The 18539-nt window shown below is 64.9% G+C and carries 17 protein-coding genes and 1 tRNA gene; 15 read left to right on the top strand and 3 right to left on the bottom strand.

Annotation, left to right across the window (positions count from 1 at the left end; genetic code table 11):
- Positions 1-48 precede the first annotated feature (48 nt).
- The 3 genes from HWX25_RS23800 to HWX25_RS23790 all read right to left on the bottom strand — a co-directional run bounded on the left by HWX25_RS23800 (position 49) and on the right by HWX25_RS23790 (position 3174).
- Entirely contained in the window at positions 49-1599 is a 1551-nt protein-coding gene (locus HWX25_RS23800; protein ID WP_175910874.1) for a SulP family inorganic anion transporter, read from the bottom strand.
- Positions 1600-1635: 36 nt separating this feature from the next.
- Complete coding sequence (locus HWX25_RS23795; RefSeq protein ID WP_175910872.1) at positions 1636-2277, bottom strand: carbonic anhydrase; 642 nt, start codon at positions 2275-2277, stop codon at positions 1636-1638.
- Positions 2278-2661: 384 nt separating this feature from the next.
- Positions 2662-3174, bottom strand: a complete 513-nt coding sequence (locus HWX25_RS23790) for a hypothetical protein (RefSeq protein ID WP_175910871.1) — start codon at positions 3172-3174, stop codon at positions 2662-2664.
- Between the two features lie 190 nt (positions 3175-3364).
- Here HWX25_RS23790 and HWX25_RS23785 point away from each other — a divergent pair, with 190 nt between their 5' ends.
- From HWX25_RS23785 to nuoH, 15 genes are all read left to right on the top strand, one after another.
- A complete protein-coding gene (locus HWX25_RS23785) occupies positions 3365-4624 on the top strand; it encodes a branched-chain amino acid ABC transporter substrate-binding protein (RefSeq protein WP_175910869.1) in 1260 nt (419 codons plus the stop codon).
- A gap of 115 nt (positions 4625-4739) precedes the next feature.
- Positions 4740-5009 (top strand): 30S ribosomal protein S15, encoded by a 270-nt coding sequence (rpsO, locus tag HWX25_RS23780; protein ID WP_006398792.1) that lies wholly within the window; start codon positions 4740-4742, stop codon positions 5007-5009.
- Between the two features lie 290 nt (positions 5010-5299).
- Positions 5300-7447 carry a polyribonucleotide nucleotidyltransferase gene (gene pnp, locus HWX25_RS23775; protein WP_059533215.1) on the top strand — a complete coding sequence of 716 codons (2148 nt, stop codon included), beginning with the start codon at positions 5300-5302 and terminating at the stop codon, positions 7445-7447.
- 140 nt (positions 7448-7587) lie between these two features.
- Positions 7588-8607: an NAD(P)H-quinone oxidoreductase gene (locus HWX25_RS23770; RefSeq protein WP_175910867.1), complete on the top strand. Its 1020-nt coding sequence runs from the start codon at positions 7588-7590 to the stop codon at positions 8605-8607.
- 141 nt (positions 8608-8748) lie between these two features.
- On the top strand, positions 8749-9504 hold the full coding sequence (gene tpiA, locus HWX25_RS23765) for a triose-phosphate isomerase (protein WP_175910865.1): 756 nt from the start codon (positions 8749-8751) through the stop codon (positions 9502-9504).
- 72 nt (positions 9505-9576) lie between these two features.
- Positions 9577-9954, top strand: coding sequence for a preprotein translocase subunit SecG (gene secG, locus HWX25_RS23760; protein WP_059533209.1), 378 nt, complete (start codon positions 9577-9579; stop codon positions 9952-9954).
- A 111-nt stretch (positions 9955-10065) separates the two neighbouring features.
- Positions 10066-10150, top strand: a tRNA-Leu gene (locus HWX25_RS23755).
- Between the two features lie 154 nt (positions 10151-10304).
- On the top strand, positions 10305-10664 hold the full coding sequence (locus tag HWX25_RS23750; protein WP_006398798.1) for an NADH-quinone oxidoreductase subunit A: 360 nt from the start codon (positions 10305-10307) through the stop codon (positions 10662-10664).
- Positions 10665-10726: 62 nt separating this feature from the next.
- Positions 10727-11206: an NADH-quinone oxidoreductase subunit B gene (locus HWX25_RS23745; RefSeq protein WP_006398799.1), complete on the top strand. Its 480-nt coding sequence runs from the start codon at positions 10727-10729 to the stop codon at positions 11204-11206.
- 21 nt (positions 11207-11227) lie between these two features.
- On the top strand, positions 11228-11830 hold the full coding sequence (locus HWX25_RS23740; RefSeq protein ID WP_059502607.1) for an NADH-quinone oxidoreductase subunit C: 603 nt from the start codon (positions 11228-11230) through the stop codon (positions 11828-11830).
- A 9-nt stretch (positions 11831-11839) separates the two neighbouring features.
- The gene (locus tag HWX25_RS23735; RefSeq protein WP_012364320.1) at positions 11840-13093 is read left to right on the top strand and encodes an NADH-quinone oxidoreductase subunit D; all 1254 of its coding nucleotides are present in this window, start codon (positions 11840-11842) and stop codon (positions 13091-13093) included.
- A gap of 168 nt (positions 13094-13261) precedes the next feature.
- Complete coding sequence (nuoE, locus tag HWX25_RS23730; RefSeq protein ID WP_006478266.1) at positions 13262-13747, top strand: NADH-quinone oxidoreductase subunit NuoE; 486 nt, start codon at positions 13262-13264, stop codon at positions 13745-13747.
- Positions 13744-15054 carry an NADH-quinone oxidoreductase subunit NuoF gene (nuoF, locus tag HWX25_RS23725; RefSeq protein WP_006756904.1) on the top strand — a complete coding sequence of 437 codons (1311 nt, stop codon included), beginning with the start codon at positions 13744-13746 and terminating at the stop codon, positions 15052-15054. The genes nuoE and nuoF overlap by 4 nt, the downstream gene beginning before the upstream one ends.
- 84 nt (positions 15055-15138) lie before the next feature.
- Positions 15139-17469 carry an NADH-quinone oxidoreductase subunit NuoG gene (nuoG, locus tag HWX25_RS23720; protein ID WP_175910863.1) on the top strand — a complete coding sequence of 777 codons (2331 nt, stop codon included), beginning with the start codon at positions 15139-15141 and terminating at the stop codon, positions 17467-17469.
- Entirely contained in the window at positions 17470-18537 is a 1068-nt protein-coding gene (gene nuoH, locus HWX25_RS23715) for an NADH-quinone oxidoreductase subunit NuoH (RefSeq protein ID WP_059533202.1), read from the top strand. It abuts the gene before it with no gap.
- Positions 18538-18539: the final 2 nt, after the last annotated feature.

Below are 18539 nucleotides of genomic sequence, written 5' to 3'. Positions count from 1 at the left end.
CGCCCCGTGCGGCCTTTACGCCGCCCGGGGCGTTTTTTTATGCGCGGCTCATTCGGCTGCCGGCGCGCGGAACAGCCAGCGGCGGGCGGCCGCGCGAGGCGCCGGGCTGCGGCGGCGGAATTCGACTGCGATCCCGCGCCGCGGCGCATCGGCGACGAACGCGTCGAGCAGTTCGAGCACGTCATGGTCGATGTAGTCGGCGCGCGTTGCGTCGATGATCACGGCCGCGCGGTCGGGAATGTGCCGCAGATGATGCTTGACCTGCACCTTGCCGAGGAACGACACGTCCTTGCGGAACGACAGCAGGAAGTGGTCGTCGTGCTGCGCGAGGGTGACGGGGCTTTTCAGGTTCGCGACCGCGACCGCCAGCACGCTGCACGCGAGGCCGACGGCGATGCCGAACAGCAGGTCGACCGCCAGCACGCCCGCGATCGTCGCGGCGAACGGCACGAACGCGGCCGGACCCTGCTTCAGCACCGAGCGGAACAGCGCCGGTTTCGCGAGCTTGAAGCCGGTGTGGATCAGGATCGCCGCGAGGCTCGCGAGCGGGATCAGGTTGATCAGCCCGGTGAGCGCGAACACGCTGGCAAGCAGCAGGATTCCGTGCACGATCGCCGACATCCGGCTTTGCGCACCCGCGTTCACGTTCACCGAACTGCGCACGATCACCGACGTGATCGGCAGCCCGCCGAACGCACCCGCGACGAGATTGCCGACGCCCTGGGCCTTCAATTCGCGGTCGGGCTGCGTCGGGCGGCGCTTCGGGTCGATCTGTTCGACCGCCTCGAGGCTCAGCAGCGTCTCGAGGCTCGCGACGACCGCGAGCGTGATCGCGACGCGCCACACGTCCGGATTGACGAGCTGCGCGAAGTTCGGGCCGAGCTCGGCGTGCTTCAGCGATGCCGCGAGCGCCGCGAACGATTCGAGCTCCGGCAGCGTGACGCGATGCGCGGCGCCCGGCGCGACCGACGGCGCAACGACGCCGAGCACCAGCGTCGCGCCGATGCCGAACACGACGACCGCGAGCGGCGCGGGCACCGAGCGCACCCGGCCGAAGCGCTTGAACGTCGGTGTGTCCCAGGCGATCAGCAGCGCGAGCGAGGCAAGTGCGATGGCCGTCGCGGCCCAGGCGGTCGGCAGGCTCGGCCATGACGCAAACGATTGCGCGGCCGGCCCGCCGATGCCGAATGCGAACGGAATCTGCTTCACGATCAGCAGCAGGCCGATCGCCGCGAGCATGCCCTTGATGACGGGCGACGGCACGTACGCGGCGAAGCGGCCGGCGCGGAGCATGCCGAAGCCGAACTGCAGCACGCCGGACAGCAGCACCGCGAGCAGGAACGCGGAAAAGCTGCCGAGTTGCGCGATCCCTTCGACGACGATCACGACGAGGCCGGCGGCCGGTCCGCTGACCGACAGCGACGAGCCGCTCAACAGCGCGACGACGATGCCGCCGACGATGCCGGACACGAGCCCGGCGAACGGCTCGACGCCGGACGCATTGGCGATGCCGAGACACAACGGCAGCGCGACGAGGAAAACGACGATGCCGGCGACGATATCGCGCGGCAGGGTGGAGAGGCGCTCGTTCAGTTTCATGGTTGGGGTGATTTCATTGGCGTAGGGGGAGGCGGATCAGCCGAGCGCGGCGGCCATGGCGGCATGCTCCGGTTCGGCTTCGGCCGGTGGTGCCGTGTAGCCGGAGTCGAGTTCCTTCAGGCGGCCGTCCGTGAGCGAAAAGATCCAACCGTGAACGAGGGGCGGCCGCTGCCGGCCGTGCACGATCGGCGAAGCGCGCAGCAGCCGCACTTGTTCGAGGACGTTGAGCTCGGCCAGGCGGTCGGCCGCCGCCGTGTCGTCGAGACCGTCGAGCGTGTCGCGATGGCGCCGTGCGAGCGCGCACAGCGGCGCGATGCGGCGCGCGACGTGCGGCAGGTCGGCGGGCGGCGGCAGCAGCGACGCGCGCACGCCGCCGCATCCGTAGTGGCCGCACACGATCACGTGGTCGACTTCGAGCACACGCACGGCGTACTCGAGCACGCTCGCCGAATTGTCGTCGTCGGGATGGAACAGGTTCGCGATGTTGCGATGGACGAACAGCTCGCCGGGCACGCAGTGCGTGATGGTTTCGGCGGGCACCCGGCTGTCGGCGCAGCCGATCCACAGCACCCGAGGGTTCTGGCCGCGCGCGAGCGCATCGAAGAAGCCGGGCGTGTGTTCGTGCGTCTCGCGGGCCCAGGCGATGTTGGCAACCAGCATGCTCTTGGGGCGATTCATGAGGACTCCTTTGTGATAAGGACAAACAGATACCGGACGAAGTGGAGCAATATGATGCTTTCTAAATTGAAAGGTTCAATTTCGTCCGATATTAGGGGTATGCCCTAACGTCTGGTGCCAATGATACAAATTGTTTCAACTGGATCTGGCGAGGTGCATCGAATGCACCAATCCAACGCATGACATGTATTGTGCATGCCTGTTTCCCGTTGGCGCCCATGGCACGGGGCTTCGCATAATGCGATCGGCACAGGTTCGATCGGAAAGGATTGCCGCGTCGAATTGGAAATTAATCGAATATGACGGAAAAAATGAAATGGCCACTCACGCAATAATTCGTGATGGCCATTGTGAAAATTGCGCGTAAATGCGCAATCGATCCGATCAGAACAGGTTGCGACGGTCGGGGTCGTGCAGCGGGTCCGGCGTTTTTTGCGTGGTGCGCAGAACGCCTTGCGGGTCGAAGTAGAAGCTGTACATCATGTACCAGACATTGTCTTCGAGATAGCGGTAGGTCCACACCTCGCGCTTCATCAGCGGGAAGTAGGACGTCTCGACCGGGCGGCCGAAATTGACGAGCACGTCGGTCTTGGTCCACTTCCCGATTTCCGCACGATAGAACTCGCTCGGCTGCAGCACCTGGCGGACGTTAACGATCCGATGGGCTGCGTCGACGTCGGCCGCGACGGTGATTTCGCCCATCGGCTGGGTCGGCCACATCAGACGCTTGCCGCCGCCGGGCAGGTCGTAGATCTCGCGCGGCGGGCCCATGCGCGCAACGATCGCCGACTCGTCCTGGCCGGCCTGGTATTGCTGCCACGGCTGCGCACAACCGGCAAGCAGCGCCGCCGCGCAGGCGACCAGCGCCGGCAGGCGCACGGTAAGGCGAATGGGCATGGGATTCTCCAAGGCTTTCTAACTGTTCACTTGTATCACGGACGGCGCGTGCCGGCGCATCATGCCGAAAAAATCGGTGCGGATCGCGGGAAGTGCGTCGTCGGGGCGTCGCTTCGCGCCGCGCTTGCGGCTGGCAGTGCCTGCGGCCTATGATCCGCGCTTCTCGGACAGATTGAAGGGCAGGGAGCCGATGCAGCTGTGGAAACGATGCGCGCTTGCATTGAGCGTGGGGTGGACGCTGGCGTCGTGCGCGTTCGCGGCGGGCGAGCCGGTGCGGATCGCGCTGATAGAAGGAATGTCGGGCCCGTTCGCGAACGCGGGCGCGGCGGTCGAGCGCAACCTCCGCTTCGGCGTCGAACAGGTCAATGCGGCGGGCGGCGTGAAGCTGCGCGATGGCGCGCACCCGCTCGAACTCGTCGTGCTCGACAGCAAGGGCAGCCCGGAGGAGGCGCTCGTGCAGTTGCGCGCGGCGGCGGACCGGCACATCGGCTTCGTCGCGCAGGGCAACAGCTCGGCAGTCGCTGCCGCGCTCGTCGCGGCGCTCGACAAGCTGAACACGCGCAATCCGGACAGCCGGATGCTGTTCCTCAACTATTCGGCCGACGATCCGGCGCTGACCGGTGCGCGCTGCAGCTTCTGGCATTTCCGCTTCGACGCGCACGCGGGGATGCGGATGGCCGCGCTGGCCGACGTGATGGCGCGCGACCGCGCGCTGCGCAAGGTCTACCTGCTGAACCAGGACTACAGCTTCGGTCACGACGTCAGCGGTCTGGCGCGGCAAGCGTTGGCCGAGCGGCGTCCCGACGTGACGATTGCCGGCGACGAATTCCATCCGATCGGTCGCATCAAGGATTTCTCGCCTTATATCGCGAAGATCCGGGCGAGCGGTGCGGACGCTGTCGTGACCGGCAATTGGGGCAACGACCTCACGCTGCTCGTAAAGGCGGCACGCGAGCAGGGGCTGAACGCGAAGTTCTATACGTTCTACGGCAACAGCCTCGGCGCGCCTGCCGCGCTGGGCGATGCGGGCGTCGGGCGGGTGGTGGCCGTCGCGGACTGGCATCCGAACGCAGGCGGCGCGAAGTCGGACGCGTTTTACCGCGCGTTCCGGACCCGTTTTCCCGCCGCTCAGGACGATTACCCGGTGCGGCGCATGAGCCTGATGATCGAGATGCTCGCGGCGGCGATGACTCGGGCCGGCTCGACCGACCCAGTGGCGGTGGCGCGTGCGCTGGAGGGGCTGTCGTTCGACGACGGCTTCCACGCGTCGACGATGCGCGCGCAGGATCATCAATTGATCCAGCCCCTTTACGTGATGGAAATGGACAAGGCCGGCACGCCGGGCGTGCGCTTCGACAACGAGGGCTCGGGGTATGGCTTCCGTACGATCCTCGCAGTGCCTGCGCAGCGCACCCAGACGCCGTCGACCTGCTCGATGACGCGCCCGTGACAGGGGGCGGTAGGAACGGCGTGCAGTTGTGCTACAATGCCCGCCGGTTGTAAGTCACGGCACGGCCATTCTTCCGTGTCCGCCTGTTCAGTTAGTAGGAAACAAAGGAAATCACATGTCTGTTGCAGATATCAAGAAGTCGGAAGTCGTTGCTCAGTTCGCCCGCGGTACCAACGACACGGGCTCGCCCGAAGTCCAGGTCGCACTGCTGACCGCACGTATCGTCGAACTGACGGGTCACTTCAAGACCCACGCGAAGGATCACCACAGCCGCCGCGGCCTGCTGCGCATGGTGAGCCGCCGCCGCAAGCTGCTCGACTACCTCAAGGGCAAGGATGCCGACCGTTACCGCGCGCTGATCGAGAAGCTGGGTCTGCGTAAGTAATCGAGGCGATTGCCGCCAGCAAGATGCCTGTGTCAGTCCGCTGATGCAGGCATTTTGTTTTTGCGCGGTGCGTAGCGTCACGCGCACCGCGGGTTGTCCGGCACGTGAGTGCCGGCTGCCGGAACGGCTGATACCGGGGTCGGGATTTGTGTCATTCCAGCGCGCCGCTCGACGAGCGTCGCGCTGGAATGGCATAAAAAACACACCTTGCTCCGGGTGATTCGGTCGGGACGCCGCCGCACGGGATGGCCCGGGTGGCGAATGAAATGAATGAATTCAAAGGAGCAACCATGTCCATGTTCAACAAGGTCGTGAAGGAATTCCAGTGGGGCCAGCACAAGGTGCGCCTCGAAACCGGTGAAGTCGCTCGCCAGGCGAGCGGTGCCGTGATCGTCGACGTGGAAGACACCGTCGTGCTGGCAACCGTCGTCGGCGCGAAGTCGGCGAAGCCGGGCCAGGATTTCTTCCCGCTGACCGTCGACTACCTCGAAAAGACCTACTCGGCCGGCAAGATCCCGGGCGGCTTCTTCCGTCGCGAAGGCCGTCCGTCGGAACACGAGACGCTGACGTCGCGCCTGATCGACCGTCCGCTGCGCCCGCTGTTCCCGGAAGGCTTCTATAACGAAGTGCAGGTCGTGATCCACGTGCTGTCCGTGAACCCGGAAATCCCGGCGGACATCCCCGCGCTGATCGGTGCATCGGCTGCGCTCGCCGTGTCGGGCCTGCCGTTCAACGGTCCGGTCGGTGCCGCGCGCGTCGCGTACATCGACAACGCATACGTGCTGAACCCGACGCGTGACCAGATCAAGGCATCGAGCCTCGACCTCGTCGTCGCCGGTACGGAGCGTGCGGTGCTGATGGTCGAATCGGAAGCCGACCAGCTGCCGGAAGACGTGATGCTGGGCGCGGTCGTGTTCGGCCACGAGCAGATGCAGACGGCGATCGATGCGATCCACGAACTCGTGCGCGAAGGTGGCAAGCCCGAGTGGGACTGGCAGCCGGCACCGAAGAACGAGGCGCTGATCGCGCGCGTGACGGAACTGGCGCACGGCGACCTGCTCGCCGCTTACCAGCTGCGCGACAAGCAAGCGCGTTCGACGAAGCTGAAGGAAGTCTACGCGGCGACCTCGGCGAAGCTCGAGGAAGACGCGCTGGCGGCCGGCACGGTCGCGGCCGACAAGGCTACCGTCGGCAACATCCTGTTCGACATCGAAGCGAAGATCGTCCGTTCGCAGATCCTGAACGGCGAGCCGCGCATCGACGGTCGCGACACGCGCACCGTGCGTCCGATCGAGATCCGCACGGGCGTGCTGCCGCGCACCCACGGTTCGGCGCTGTTCACGCGTGGCGAAACGCAGGCGCTCGTCGTCGCGACGCTCGGCACGAAGGGTGACGAGCAGATCATCGACGCGCTCGAAGGCGAATACCGCGAGCGCTTCATGCTTCACTACAACATGCCCCCGTTCGCGACCGGCGAAACGGGTCGCGTCGGCTCGCCGAAGCGTCGTGAAATCGGCCACGGCCGTCTCGCGAAGCGCGCGCTGGTCAAGTGCCTGCCGAGCGCCGACGAATTCGGCTACTCGATCCGCGTCGTGTCGGAAATCACCGAGTCGAACGGTTCGTCGTCGATGGCGTCGGTGTGCGGCGGCTGCCTCGCGCTGATGGACGCCGGCGTGCCGATGAAGGCACACGTCGCGGGTATCGCGATGGGCCTGATCCTCGAAGGCAACAAGTTCGCGGTGCTGACCGACATCCTCGGCGACGAAGATCACCTCGGCGACATGGACTTCAAGGTGGCCGGCACGGAGCAAGGTGTGACGGCGCTGCAGATGGACATCAAGATCCAGGGCATCACGAAGGAAATCATGCAGGTCGCGCTCGCGCAGGCGAAGGAAGGCCGCATGCACATCCTCGGCAAGATGACGTCGGCGGTCTCGGGTGCGAACACGCAACTGTCGGAATTCGCGCCGCGCATGATCACGATCAAGATCAACCCGGAAAAGATCCGCGACGTGATCGGCAAGGGCGGTTCGGTGATTCGTGCGCTGACGGAAGAAACCGGCACGACCATCGACATCTCGGATGACGGCGTCGTGACGATCGCGAGCACGAACAGCGAAGGCATGGCCGAAGCGAAGAAGCGCATCGAGCAAATCACGGCCGAGATCGAAGTCGGCCAGGTGTACGAAGGCACGGTGCTCAAGCTGCTCGATTTCGGCGCGATCGTGAACCTGCTGCCGGGCAAGGACGGCCTGCTGCACATCTCGGAAATCGTCAACGAGCGCGTGAAGGACATCAACGACTACCTGAAGGAAGGCCAGCAGGTGAAGGTCAAGGTGATCCAGACGGACGAGAAGGGTCGCGTGCGTCTGTCGGCGAAGGCGCTGCTGAACGAAGCAGCGGCAGCGTCGCAGTCGGATACGCCGCCGCAGCAGTAAGCGGACAGGCGTGAGAACGGCCGGCAGTGCGAAAGCGTGCCGGCCGTTTTTTCTGTAGCATCGTTGTGCGGCGCAGCAGCGCCGGCGAGGCGCCCGTGCCGCGCACGGGTGCGCCCCCGACTGATCCTGGAGCGACCACCATGAAAGCCATCGAAATCACCGAATTCGGCGCCCCCGACGTGCTGAAGCTGGCGGAGCGTCCGCGCCCCGAACCGAAGCGCGGCGAAGTGTTGATCAAGGTGGCGGCTTCCGGCGTGAACCGGCCGGACGTATTCCAGCGCAAGGGCGCGTATGCGCCGCCGCCGGGTGCGTCGGATCTGCCGGGCCTCGAGGTCGCGGGCGAGATCGTCGGCGGCGACCTGTCAGATGCGGCGCTGAACCCGTTCGGCCTGAAGCTGGGCGATCGCGTCTGCGCGCTGCTCGCGGGCGGCGCCTACGCCGAATATGCGGTTGCGCCGCTGCCGCAATGCCTGCCGGTGCCCGACGGGCTGACCGACATCGAGGCCGCGTCGCTGCCCGAAACCTTTTTCACGGTGTGGAGCAACGTGTTCGACCGTGCGCTGCTCGGCGCGGGCGAGGGCGGCGAGCAGGAAACGCTGCTCGTGCAGGGCGGCTCGAGCGGGATCGGCGTGACGGCGATCCAGATCGCGCACGCGCTCGGCTTTCGCGTGTTCGCGACGGCCGGGAATGCCGACAAATGCCGCGCATGCGAGGCGCTCGGCGCCGAGCGTGCGATCAACTACAAGACCGAGGACTTCGTCGAGGTCGTCAAGTCGTTGACGCACGACCGAGGCGTCGACGTGATCCTCGACATGGTCGCGGGCTCGTACGTGCCGCGCGAACTGTCCGCGCTCGCGGATGGCGGCCGCCTCGTGCTGATCGCGTTGCTCGGCGGCGCGAAGGCCGAGGTCAACCTGAATGAAATCCTGCGCCGCCGGCTGACGGTGACGGGCTCGACGCTGCGGCCGCGTCCGGTCGAATTCAAGGCGCGCATCGCCGCGCAGCTGAAGGCGCGCGTCTGGCCGCTGCTCGCGGACGGTCGCATCAAGCCTGTCATCTACCGCGTGCTGCCGGCAGGGGAGGCCGCGCAGGCGCATGCGCTGATGGAAAGCGGCGAGCACATCGGCAAGATCGTGCTTGATTGGGGCGCGAACGCGTGACGGCCCGCGCGGCGGGCTTGACATGCGCGGTTTGACCGGTTCAAGCCGCGCGCAGTAAAATCGCGGGTTTGCTTCGCCAGATCCAACCTGACGGGCCGGTTTCCGGTGCGTTAATGACAAGATAGTGACGAGACAGACACGATGTCGAAACAACGAACGAAGCGAGTGATCGGCAACTGGAAGATGCACGGCCGGCTGGCCGGCAACCAGGCATTGCTGAACGAAGTGGTGCAGGGCGCGGGCGCGGTGGCGGCCGAGACGTCGATCGGCGTGTGCGTGCCGTTCCCGTATCTCGCGCAGATTCAGGCGCAACTCGCCGGCGGCCGTGTCGCGTTCGGCGCGCAGGACGTGTCCGCGCACGAGCAGGGCGCGTTCACCGGTGAAGTGGCGGCCGCGATGGTGGCGGAGTTCGGCGCGCAGTATGCGATCGTCGGTCACTCGGAGCGTCGCGCGTACCACGGCGAGCGCAACGAAACCATTGCCGCGAAGACGCAGCGCGCGCTCGCGGCGGGTCTCACGCCCGTCGTGTGCGTCGGTGAAACGCTCGACGAGCGCGAGGCGGGCGCGACCGAGCAGGTAGTCGGTGCGCAGCTCGACGCCGTGCTGGCCGTGCTGACGGCTGACGAAGCGGCGCGCATCGTCGTCGCATACGAGCCGGTCTGGGCGATCGGCACGGGCAAGAGCGCGACGTCGGCGCAGGCGCAGGACGTGCACGCATTCCTGCGTGCGCGTCTCGCGGCGAAGGGAGCGGCGGACGTATCGGTGCTGTACGGCGGCAGCGTGAAGCCGGACAACGCGGAAGAGCTGTTCGCGCAGCCTGACATCGATGGCGGCCTGATCGGCGGCGCGTCGCTGAAGGCGGAAGATTTCCTGGCGATCTGCCGGGCCGCACGTTGAGCGGTCCGGGATCGAATTGAACCATGATGGCGGCCGGTTGGTCCGGTTGCCTGATCCAATCGGGTGGATGTGATGCTGTTATTCAAGACGCTGATTATTGTTGTGCAGGTGCTGTCTGCACTCGGTGTGATCGGACTCGTGCTGCTGCAGCACGGCAAGGGCGCTGACATGGGCGCTGCATTCGGCAGCGGCGCGTCGGGCAGCCTGTTCGGTGCAACGGGCTCCGCCAACTTCCTGTCGCGCACGACGGGCATTCTCGCCACGATCTTCTTCGTCGCGACGCTCGCGCTGACGTACCTCGGTTCGTACAAGTCGACGCCGTCGGCCGGCGTGCTCGGCACCGCCGCGACCGCGCCGGCATCGGCGCCCGCAGCGTCGGCGCCGGCCGTCGCCGCGTCCGCTGCCGCGGGTTCGGCGGCGAGCGCGCCGGGTCAGGATGTCCCGAAATAAAAAGTCGAATTTTTTGCGTTTGTGCGTTGAACAAATCTGGAACTCGGGTTAGAATTTAATTCTTGAAGCGATTCGCGGGAAACAAGCAGCACAACCCGAGTTGCATGCAGTGCCGACGTGGTGAAATTGGTAGACACGCTATCTTGAGGGGGTAGTGGCGAAAGCTGTGCGAGTTCGAGTCTCGCCGTCGGCACCAAAGTTACTCAATGCCAGCCGCTTCTAGTGGCTGGCATTTTTCATTTCTGGGGTGTGCCTTGCGATTGTCTTGTGATCGCACGCACTCCGAAATGATTCCTTCCGCCGGAAGTGGTATTCTCCGGACGCTCAGAACCAACCGATAGAGGATTGCCTTGAACCTCGCAGCCTATTACCCCGTCTTGTTGTTCCTCCTCGTGGGCACTGGTTTAGGTATAGCGCTGGTCAGCATCGGCAAGCTCCTTGGTCCCAATAAGCCGGACGTCGAGAAGAACGCACCGTATGAGTGCGGCTTCGAAGCCTTTGAAGACGCCCGGATGAAATTCGACGTCCGGTACTACCTCGTCGCCATCCTGTTCATCATCTTCGATCTCGAAACCGCATTCCTGTTTCCGTGGGGCGTCGCGCTCCGGGACATCGGCTGGCCGGGTTTCATCGCAATGATGATTTTTCTGCTCGAATTCCTGCTGGGCTTTGCCTATATCTGGAAGAAAGGCGGCCTCGACTGGGAGTGATGGGTTAATCGCCGGTTTGCATGGGCGGCCACGCTGGGCCGCTCGTCTGGAGTGGAAAGCAAATGAGTATCGAAGGGGTCTTGAAGGAAGGGTTTGTCACCACGACGGCTGACAAGCTGATCAACTGGACGCGTACCGGCTCGCTGTGGCCGATGACGTTCGGGCTCGCGTGTTGCGCCGTCGAGATGATGCATGCGGGTGCGGCCCGTTATGACCTGGACCGGTTCGGGGTCGTGTTCCGTCCGAGCCCGCGTCAGTCGGACGTGATGATCGTCGCCGGCACGCTGTGCAACAAGATGGCGCCCGCGCTGCGCCGCGTGTACGACCAGATGGCCGAGCCGCGCTGGGTGATCTCGATGGGGTCGTGCGCGAACGGTGGCGGTTACTACCACTACTCGTACTCGGTGGTCCGCGGTTGCGATCGGATCGTGCCGGTCGACGTCTACGTGCCGGGCTGTCCGCCCACGGCCGAGGCGCTGGTCTACGGCGTGATCCAGCTTCAGGCGAAGATCCGCCGCACCAATACCATCGCCCGTCAATAAAGCCCCGAGCGTCCCCTCAATATGGCAAGCAAAATCGAGACCCTCAAGGCAAACCTCGAAGCCGCGCTCGGCGCGCGCGTGGTGAGCCTCACCGAAGCGATCGGTGAACTGACGCTCGTCGTGAAGGCGAGCGATTACCTCGAAGTCGCAAAGATGCTGCGCGACGATCCGAAGCTCCGTTTCGAGCAACTGATCGACCTCTGCGGCGTCGACTACCAGACCTACGGTGACGGCGCCTACGACGGCCCGCGTTTCGCGGCCGTGTCGCAGCTGCTGTCGGTCACGAACAACTGGCGCCTGCGCCTGCGCGTGTTCGCGCCGGACGACGATCTGCCGATCGTGGCATCACTCGTCGACATCTGGACCTCCGCAAACTGGTACGAGCGCGAAGCATTCGACCTGTACGGCCTCGTGTTCGAGGGTCACCCCGATCTGCGCCGCATCCTCACCGACTACGGCTTCATCGGCCATCCGTTCCGCAAGGACTTCCCGGTGTCGGGTTATGTCGAAATGCGTTACGACCCGGAAGAGAAGCGGGTCGTCTACCAGCCGGTGACGATCGAGCCGCGCGAAATCACGCCGCGCGTGATCCGCGAGGATCGCTATGGCGGTCTGAAACATTAAGGGGGCGTCATGGCAGAAATCAAAAATTACACCCTCAACTTCGGTCCGCAGCACCCGGCAGCGCACGGCGTGCTGCGCCTCGTGCTCGAGCTCGACGGCGAAGTCATCCAGCGTGCCGATCCGCACATCGGCCTGCTGCATCGCGCGACTGAAAAGCTCGCGGAAAACAAGACCTTCATCCAGTCCGTGCCGTACATGGACCGTCTCGACTACGTGTCGATGATGGTCAACGAGCACGGCTACGTGCTCGCGATCGAGCGTCTGCTCGGCATCGACGTGCCGGAGCGCGCGCAGTACATCCGCGTGCTGTTCGACGAGATCACGCGCGTGCTGAACCACCTGATGTGGATCGGCGCGCACGCACTCGACGTCGGCGCGATGGCGGTGTTCCTGTACGCATTCCGCGAGCGCGAAGACCTGATGGACGTGTACGAAGCGGTGTCCGGTGCCCGGATGCACGCGGCGTACTACCGTCCAGGCGGTGTCTACCGCGACCTGCCTGACGCAATGCCGCAATACAAGGCGTCGAAGATTCGCAACGAGAAGGCGCTCGCGAAGATGAACGAAGCGCGCAGTGGCTCGGTGCTCGACTTCATCGACGACTTCTTCACGCGCTTCCCGAAGTGCGTCGACGAATACGAAACGCTGCTGACCGACAACCGGATCTGGAAACAGCGTCTGGTGGGGATCGGCGTCGTCAGCCCGGAGCGTGCGCTGCAGATGGGCCTGACGGGCCCGATGCTGCGCGGCTCGGGTATCGCGTGGGACCTGCGCAAGAAGCAGCCGTACGAAGTGTACGACCGCATGGATTTCGACGTGCCGGTCGGCGTGAACGGCGATTGCTACGACCGCTATCTGGTGCGCGTCGAGGAAATGCGCCAGTCGATCCGCATCGCGAAACAGTGTATTGAGTGGCTCCGCAAGAATCCGGGCCCGGTGATGACCGACAATCACAAGGTTGCGCCGCCGTCGCGCGTTGGCATGAAGACCAACATGGAAGACTTGATTCACCACTTCAAGCTCTTCACCGAAGGTTTTCACGTGCCGGAAGGCGAGGCGTACGCGGCTGTCGAGCATCCGAAGGGCGAATTCGGCATCTACCTCGTGTCGGATGGTGCCAACAAGCCGTATCGCCTCAAGATCCGCGCACCGGGCTTCGCGCACCTCGCGTCGCTCGACGAAATGGCGCGCGGTCACATGATTGCCGACGCCGTCACGATCATCGGTACGCAGGACATCGTGTTCGGCGAAATCGATCGCTAATGGTCGCGCCGCCCGCGCGAGTGGGCGGCGAGCAGTAAGTCACACGCGATGCGCGCTGAACCGGCGCGGCTTCGCAAGCTGTCAACAGTGAGCGCCAGGTCTGCCGTCCTTGCACAGCAGTGCGGCAGGTTGTTCGTTCGGTAGGAATTGAAAGAGTCGTGTCTGAAAATGATCTCAGCTGAAGGCCTGAAGGAAATCGATCGAGCGTTGACGAAGTATCCCGCCGATCAGAAACAGTCCGCCGTGATGTCGGCGTTGGCCGTCGCTCAGGAAGAGCACGGCTGGCTGTCGCCCGAACTGATGCAGTTCGTCGCGGACTATCTCGGCATGCCGGCCGTCGCCGTGCAGGAAGTCGCGACGTTCTACACGATGTACGAGCTCAAACCGGTCGGCAAGCACAAGATCACGCTCTGCACGAACCTGCCGTGCCAGCTTGGCCCGCACGGCGGCGCGGAAGCGACTGCCGACTACCTGAAACAGAAGCTGGGCATCGGCTTCGGCGAGACCACGCCCGACGGCAAGTTCACGCTGAAGGAAGGCGAATGCATGGGCTCGTGCGGCGATGCGCCGGTGCTGCTGGTGAACAATCACAGAATGTGCAGCTTCATGAGCCGCGAGAAGATCGACCAGCTGCTTGAGGAGCTCTCGAAATGACGTCCCTCCACGACCGTCACATCAAACCGCTGATCCTCGCTGGTCTGAACGGCGAGAACTGGCATCTCGAAGACTACGTTGCGCGCGGCGGCTACAAGCAGCTGCGCCGCATTCTCGAAGAAAAGATTCCGCCGGAGCAGGTGATCGCCGACGTGAAGGCGTCGGGCCTGCGTGGCCGTGGCGGTGCGGGCTTCCCGACCGGCCTGAAGTGGAGCTTCATGCCGCGCCAGTTCCCGGGGCAGAAGTACCTCGTCTGCAACTCGGACGAAGGCGAACCGGGCACGTTCAAGGATCGCGACATCCTGCGCTGGAACCCGCACGCACTGATCGAAGGCATGGCCATCGGCGCGTACGCGATGGGCATCACCGTCGGCTACAACTACATCCACGGTGAAATCTTCGAAGTGTATCGACGCTTCGAGGCCGCGCTCGATGAAGCGCGTGCCGCGGGTTTCCTCGGCGACAACATCATGGGCTCGGAATTCTCGTTCCAGCTGCACGCGCACCACGGTTACGGCGCGTACATCTGCGGCGAGGAAACGGCGCTGCTCGAGTCGCTCGAAGGCAAGAAGGGCCAGCCGCGCTTCAAGCCGCCGTTCCCGGCGAGCTTCGGCGTGTACGGCAAGCCGACCACGATCAACAACACCGAGACGTTTGCCGCGGTGCCGTTCCTGCTGTCCATCGGGCCGCAGAATTACCTCGAGATCGGCAAGCCGAACAACGGCGGCACGAAGATCTTCTCGGTGTCGGGCGACGTCGAGCGTCCGGGCAACTATGAAGTGCCGCTCGGCACGCCGTTCGCGACGCTGATGGAGCTCGCCGGCGGGATGCGCGGTGGTCGCAAGATCAAGGCCGTGATTCCGGGCGGTTCGTCGGCACCGGTGATCCCGGGCGACATCATGATGCAGACCGATCTCGATTACGACTCGATCGCGAAGGCGGGGTCGATGCTCGGCTCAGGCGCGGTGATCGTGATGGACGAGACGCGCTGCATGGTGCGTTCGCTGCTGCGCCTGTCGTACTTCTACTACGAGGAATCGTGCGGCCAGTGCACGCCGTGCCGTGAAGGCACCGGCTGGCTGTATCGCGTCGTGAATCGTATCGAGCACGGCGAAGGTCGCCAGGAAGATCTGGACCTGCTGAACTCGGTTGCCGAGAACATCATGGGCCGCACGATCTGCGCGCTCGGCGATGCGGCGGCGATGCCGGTACGTGGGATGCTCAAGCATTACTGGGACGAATTCGCGTACCACGTCGAGCACAAGCACTGCATGGTCGGCGGCCACGCGCACGCGGCGGCAGCCTGAAGCGAAGCACCGGTTGCGGAATTTGAGCGCACGGTCGGGCGAAGGCGCGAACGGGCGGAAATAGGTTAAGGACCATTCACCATCATGGTTGAACTTGAAATAGACGGCAAGAAGGTCGAGGTGCCCGAAGGCAGCATGGTGATCCAGGCTGCGCACAAGGCGGATACGTACATTCCTCACTTCTGCTATCACAAGAAACTGTCGGTCGCGGCCAACTGCCGGATGTGTCTCGTCGAAGTCGAGAAGATGCCGAAGGCCGTGCCTGCCTGCGCGACGCCCGTGTCGGCCGGCATGATCGTGCGCACGCAGTCCGACAAGGCCGTGAAGGCGCAGCAGTCGGTGATGGAATTCCTCCTCATCAACCACCCGCTCGACTGCCCGATCTGCGATCAGGGCGGCGAATGCCAGCTGCAGGATCTGGCGGTCGGCTACGGCAAGTCGTCGTCGCGCTACTCGGAAGAAAAGCGCGTGGTGTTCCACAAGAACGTGGGCCCGCTGATCTCGATGGAAGAAATGTCGCGCTGCATCCACTGCACGCGCTGCGTCCGCTTCGGCCAGGAAATCGCCGGCGTGATGGAGCTCGGCATGCTGGGTCGCGGCGAGCACTCGGAAATCACGACGTTCGTCGGCAAGACGGTCGACTCCGAACTGTCGGGCAACATGATCGACCTGTGCCCGGTCGGCGCGCTGACCAGCAAGCCGTTCCGCTACAGCGCCCGTACGTGGGAACTGTCGCGCCGCAAGTCGGTGAGCCCGCACGATTCGGTCGGCGCGAACCTCGTCGTGCAGGTGAAGAACAACCGCGTGATGCGCGTGCTGCCGTTCGAGAACGAAGCGATCAACGAATGCTGGATCTCGGACAAGGATCGTTTCTCGTACGAAGGCCTGAACAGTGAAGAGCGCCTGACGAAGCCGATGCTGAAGCAGGGCGGCCAGTGGATCGAGACCGACTGGCAGACCGCGCTCGAATATGTCGCGAAGGGTCTGAAGGGCATCGCCGCGGATCACGGCGCGAACGCGCTGGCGATGCTCGCGAGCGCGCACAGCACCGCTGAAGAGCTGTTCCTCGTGAAGCAGCTCGCCAGCGAACTGAAAACGCCGAACGTCGACTTCCGTCTGCGTCAGCAAGATTTCTCGGCGCCGGTCCAGGGCGCACCGTGGCTCGGCATGCCGATCGCCGATCTGTCGAGCGTGGATGCCGCGTTCGTCGTCGGTTCGTTCCTGCGCCGCGACCACCCGCTATTCGCCGCGCGCCTGCGCCAAGCCGCGAAGAACGGCGCGAAGCTGCACTTCCTGCACGCGACCGCCGACGACTCGCTGATCCCGACCGCGAAGCGCATCGTCGCCGCGCCGTCGGCATGGCTCGACGAGCTGGCCGGCGTTGCCGCCGCCGTCGCGCAACTGCGCGGCGTCGCGCTGCCGGACGCGCTGGCGGGCGTCACCGTATCGCCGGCAGCACAAGCAGTCGCCCAGTCGCTCGCGAACGGCGAGCGCCGCGCGGTGCTGCTCGGCAATGCGGCCGTCCGTCACCCGCAATTCGCGAAGCTGCACGCCGTTGCACAGTGGATCGCCGACAACACGGGCGCCACGTTCGGTTTCCTGACGGAAGCGGCGAACACGGTCGGCGCGCACGTCGTCGGCGCACTGCCGGGCGAGGGCGGCCTGAACGCACGCGAAGCGTTCGCGCAGCCGCGCAAGGGCTACGTGCTGCTGAACGTCGAACCGGAATTCGACACGGCCGATCCGGCGCAGGCACTTGCCGCGCTGAACCAGGCCGAAATGGTCGTCGTGATGTCGCCGTTCAAGCACGGCCTCGATTACGCCGACGTGCTGCTGCCGATCGCGCCGTTCACGGAAACGGCAGGCACGTACGTGAACGCGGAAGGCTCGGTGCAGAGCTTCAACGGCGTCGTGCGTCCGCTCGGCGATACGCGTCCGGCGTGGAAGGTGCTGCGCGTGCTCGGCAGCCTGCTCGGCCTGCCGAACTTCGAATACGAAACGGCGGAAGAAGTGCGTCTCGCGGCGCTCGGCGACGCAGGCGTCGCGAAGCGTCTGTCGAACCAGGCGTCGGTTGCGCCGGCACGCGTCGCGGCAACTGCCGCGAACGGCGGCTTCGAGCGCCTCGCCGATGTGCCGATCTATCATGCCGACGCACTCGTGCGCCGCGCCGGTGCGCTGCACCTGACGGCCGCCGCGAAGATGGCGAACGCCGCAGCCCTGCCGGCCGCGCTGTTCGACAAGCTGGGCTTGAAGGAAGGCGACGCGGTGCGCGTGCGCCAGGGCGAGCGTGCGGTGCAGTTGCCGGCCGTGCGCGACGCGAATCTTGCGGAGACGGTCGTTCGCGTGTCGGCGGCGACGCCTGCCGGCGCAGCGCTCGGCAGCCTGTCCGGTGAACTGGTGGTGGAGAAGGCGTAAATGAGCTTGTTCGATACGATCAACGCGGGCGGAGCCCAGCTTCTCGGCGTCGCGTGGCCGACGGTGTGGGCCGTCGTGCGCATCCTCGTCGTCGCCGTCGTGATCCTGCTGTGCGTCGCGTACCTGATTCTGTGGGAACGCAAGCTGATCGGCTGGATGCACGTGCGTCTCGGCCCGAACCGCGTCGGCCCCGGCGGCCTGCTGCAGCCGATCGCCGACGTGCTGAAGCTGCTGCTGAAGGAAGTGATTCAGCCGAGCGCCGCAAGCCGTTGGCTGTACCTGATCGCGCCGGTCATGACCGTCGTGCCGGCGTTTGCCGTGTGGGCGGTGATCCCGTTCCAGGCCGAGGCCGTGCTCGCGAACGTGAACGCGGGCCTGCTGTATGCGATGGCGATCTCGTCGATCGGCGTGTACGCGGTGATTCTCGCCGGCTGGGCGTCGAACTCGAAGTACGCATTCCTCGGTGCGATGCGCGCTGCGGCGCAGATGGTGTCGTACGAAATCTCGATGGGCTTCGCGCTGGTGCTCGTGCTGATGACGGCTGGCAGCCTGAACCTGTCGGAAATCGTCGGCTCGCAACAGCACGGCTTCTTCGCCGGCCACGGCGTGAACTTCCTGTCGTGGAACTGGCTGCCGCTGCTGCCGGCGTTCGTCGTCTACTTCGTGTCCGGCATCGCCGAAACGAACCGTCACCCGTTCGACGTGGTGGAAGGGGAGTCGGAGATCGTCGCGGGTCACATGATCGATTACTCGGGCATGGCGTTCGCGCTGTTCTTCCTCGCCGAATACATCAACATGATCGTGATCTCGGCGCTGGCCGCGACGCTGTTCCTGGGCGGCTGGGACGCACCGTTCGAATTCCTGTCGTTCATTCCGGGCATCTTCTGGCTGGTGCTGAAGGTATTCGCGCTGCTGTCGGTGTTCATCTGGGTGCGCGCGACGTTCCCGCGCTACCGTTACGACCAGATCATGCGTCTGGGCTGGAAGGTGTTCCTGCCCGTCACGGTGATCTGGGTGGTCGTGGTCGGCTTCTGGATGATGTCGCCGCTCAACATCTGGGTGAAGTAAGG

The organism is Burkholderia sp. BCC1640 (assembly GCF_902833125.1).
Taxonomy (GTDB): Bacteria; Pseudomonadota; Gammaproteobacteria; order Burkholderiales; family Burkholderiaceae; genus Burkholderia; species Burkholderia diffusa.
The sequence above is the reverse complement of the archived record's forward strand: the minus strand, read 5'-3'. Positions and strand labels throughout refer to the sequence as shown.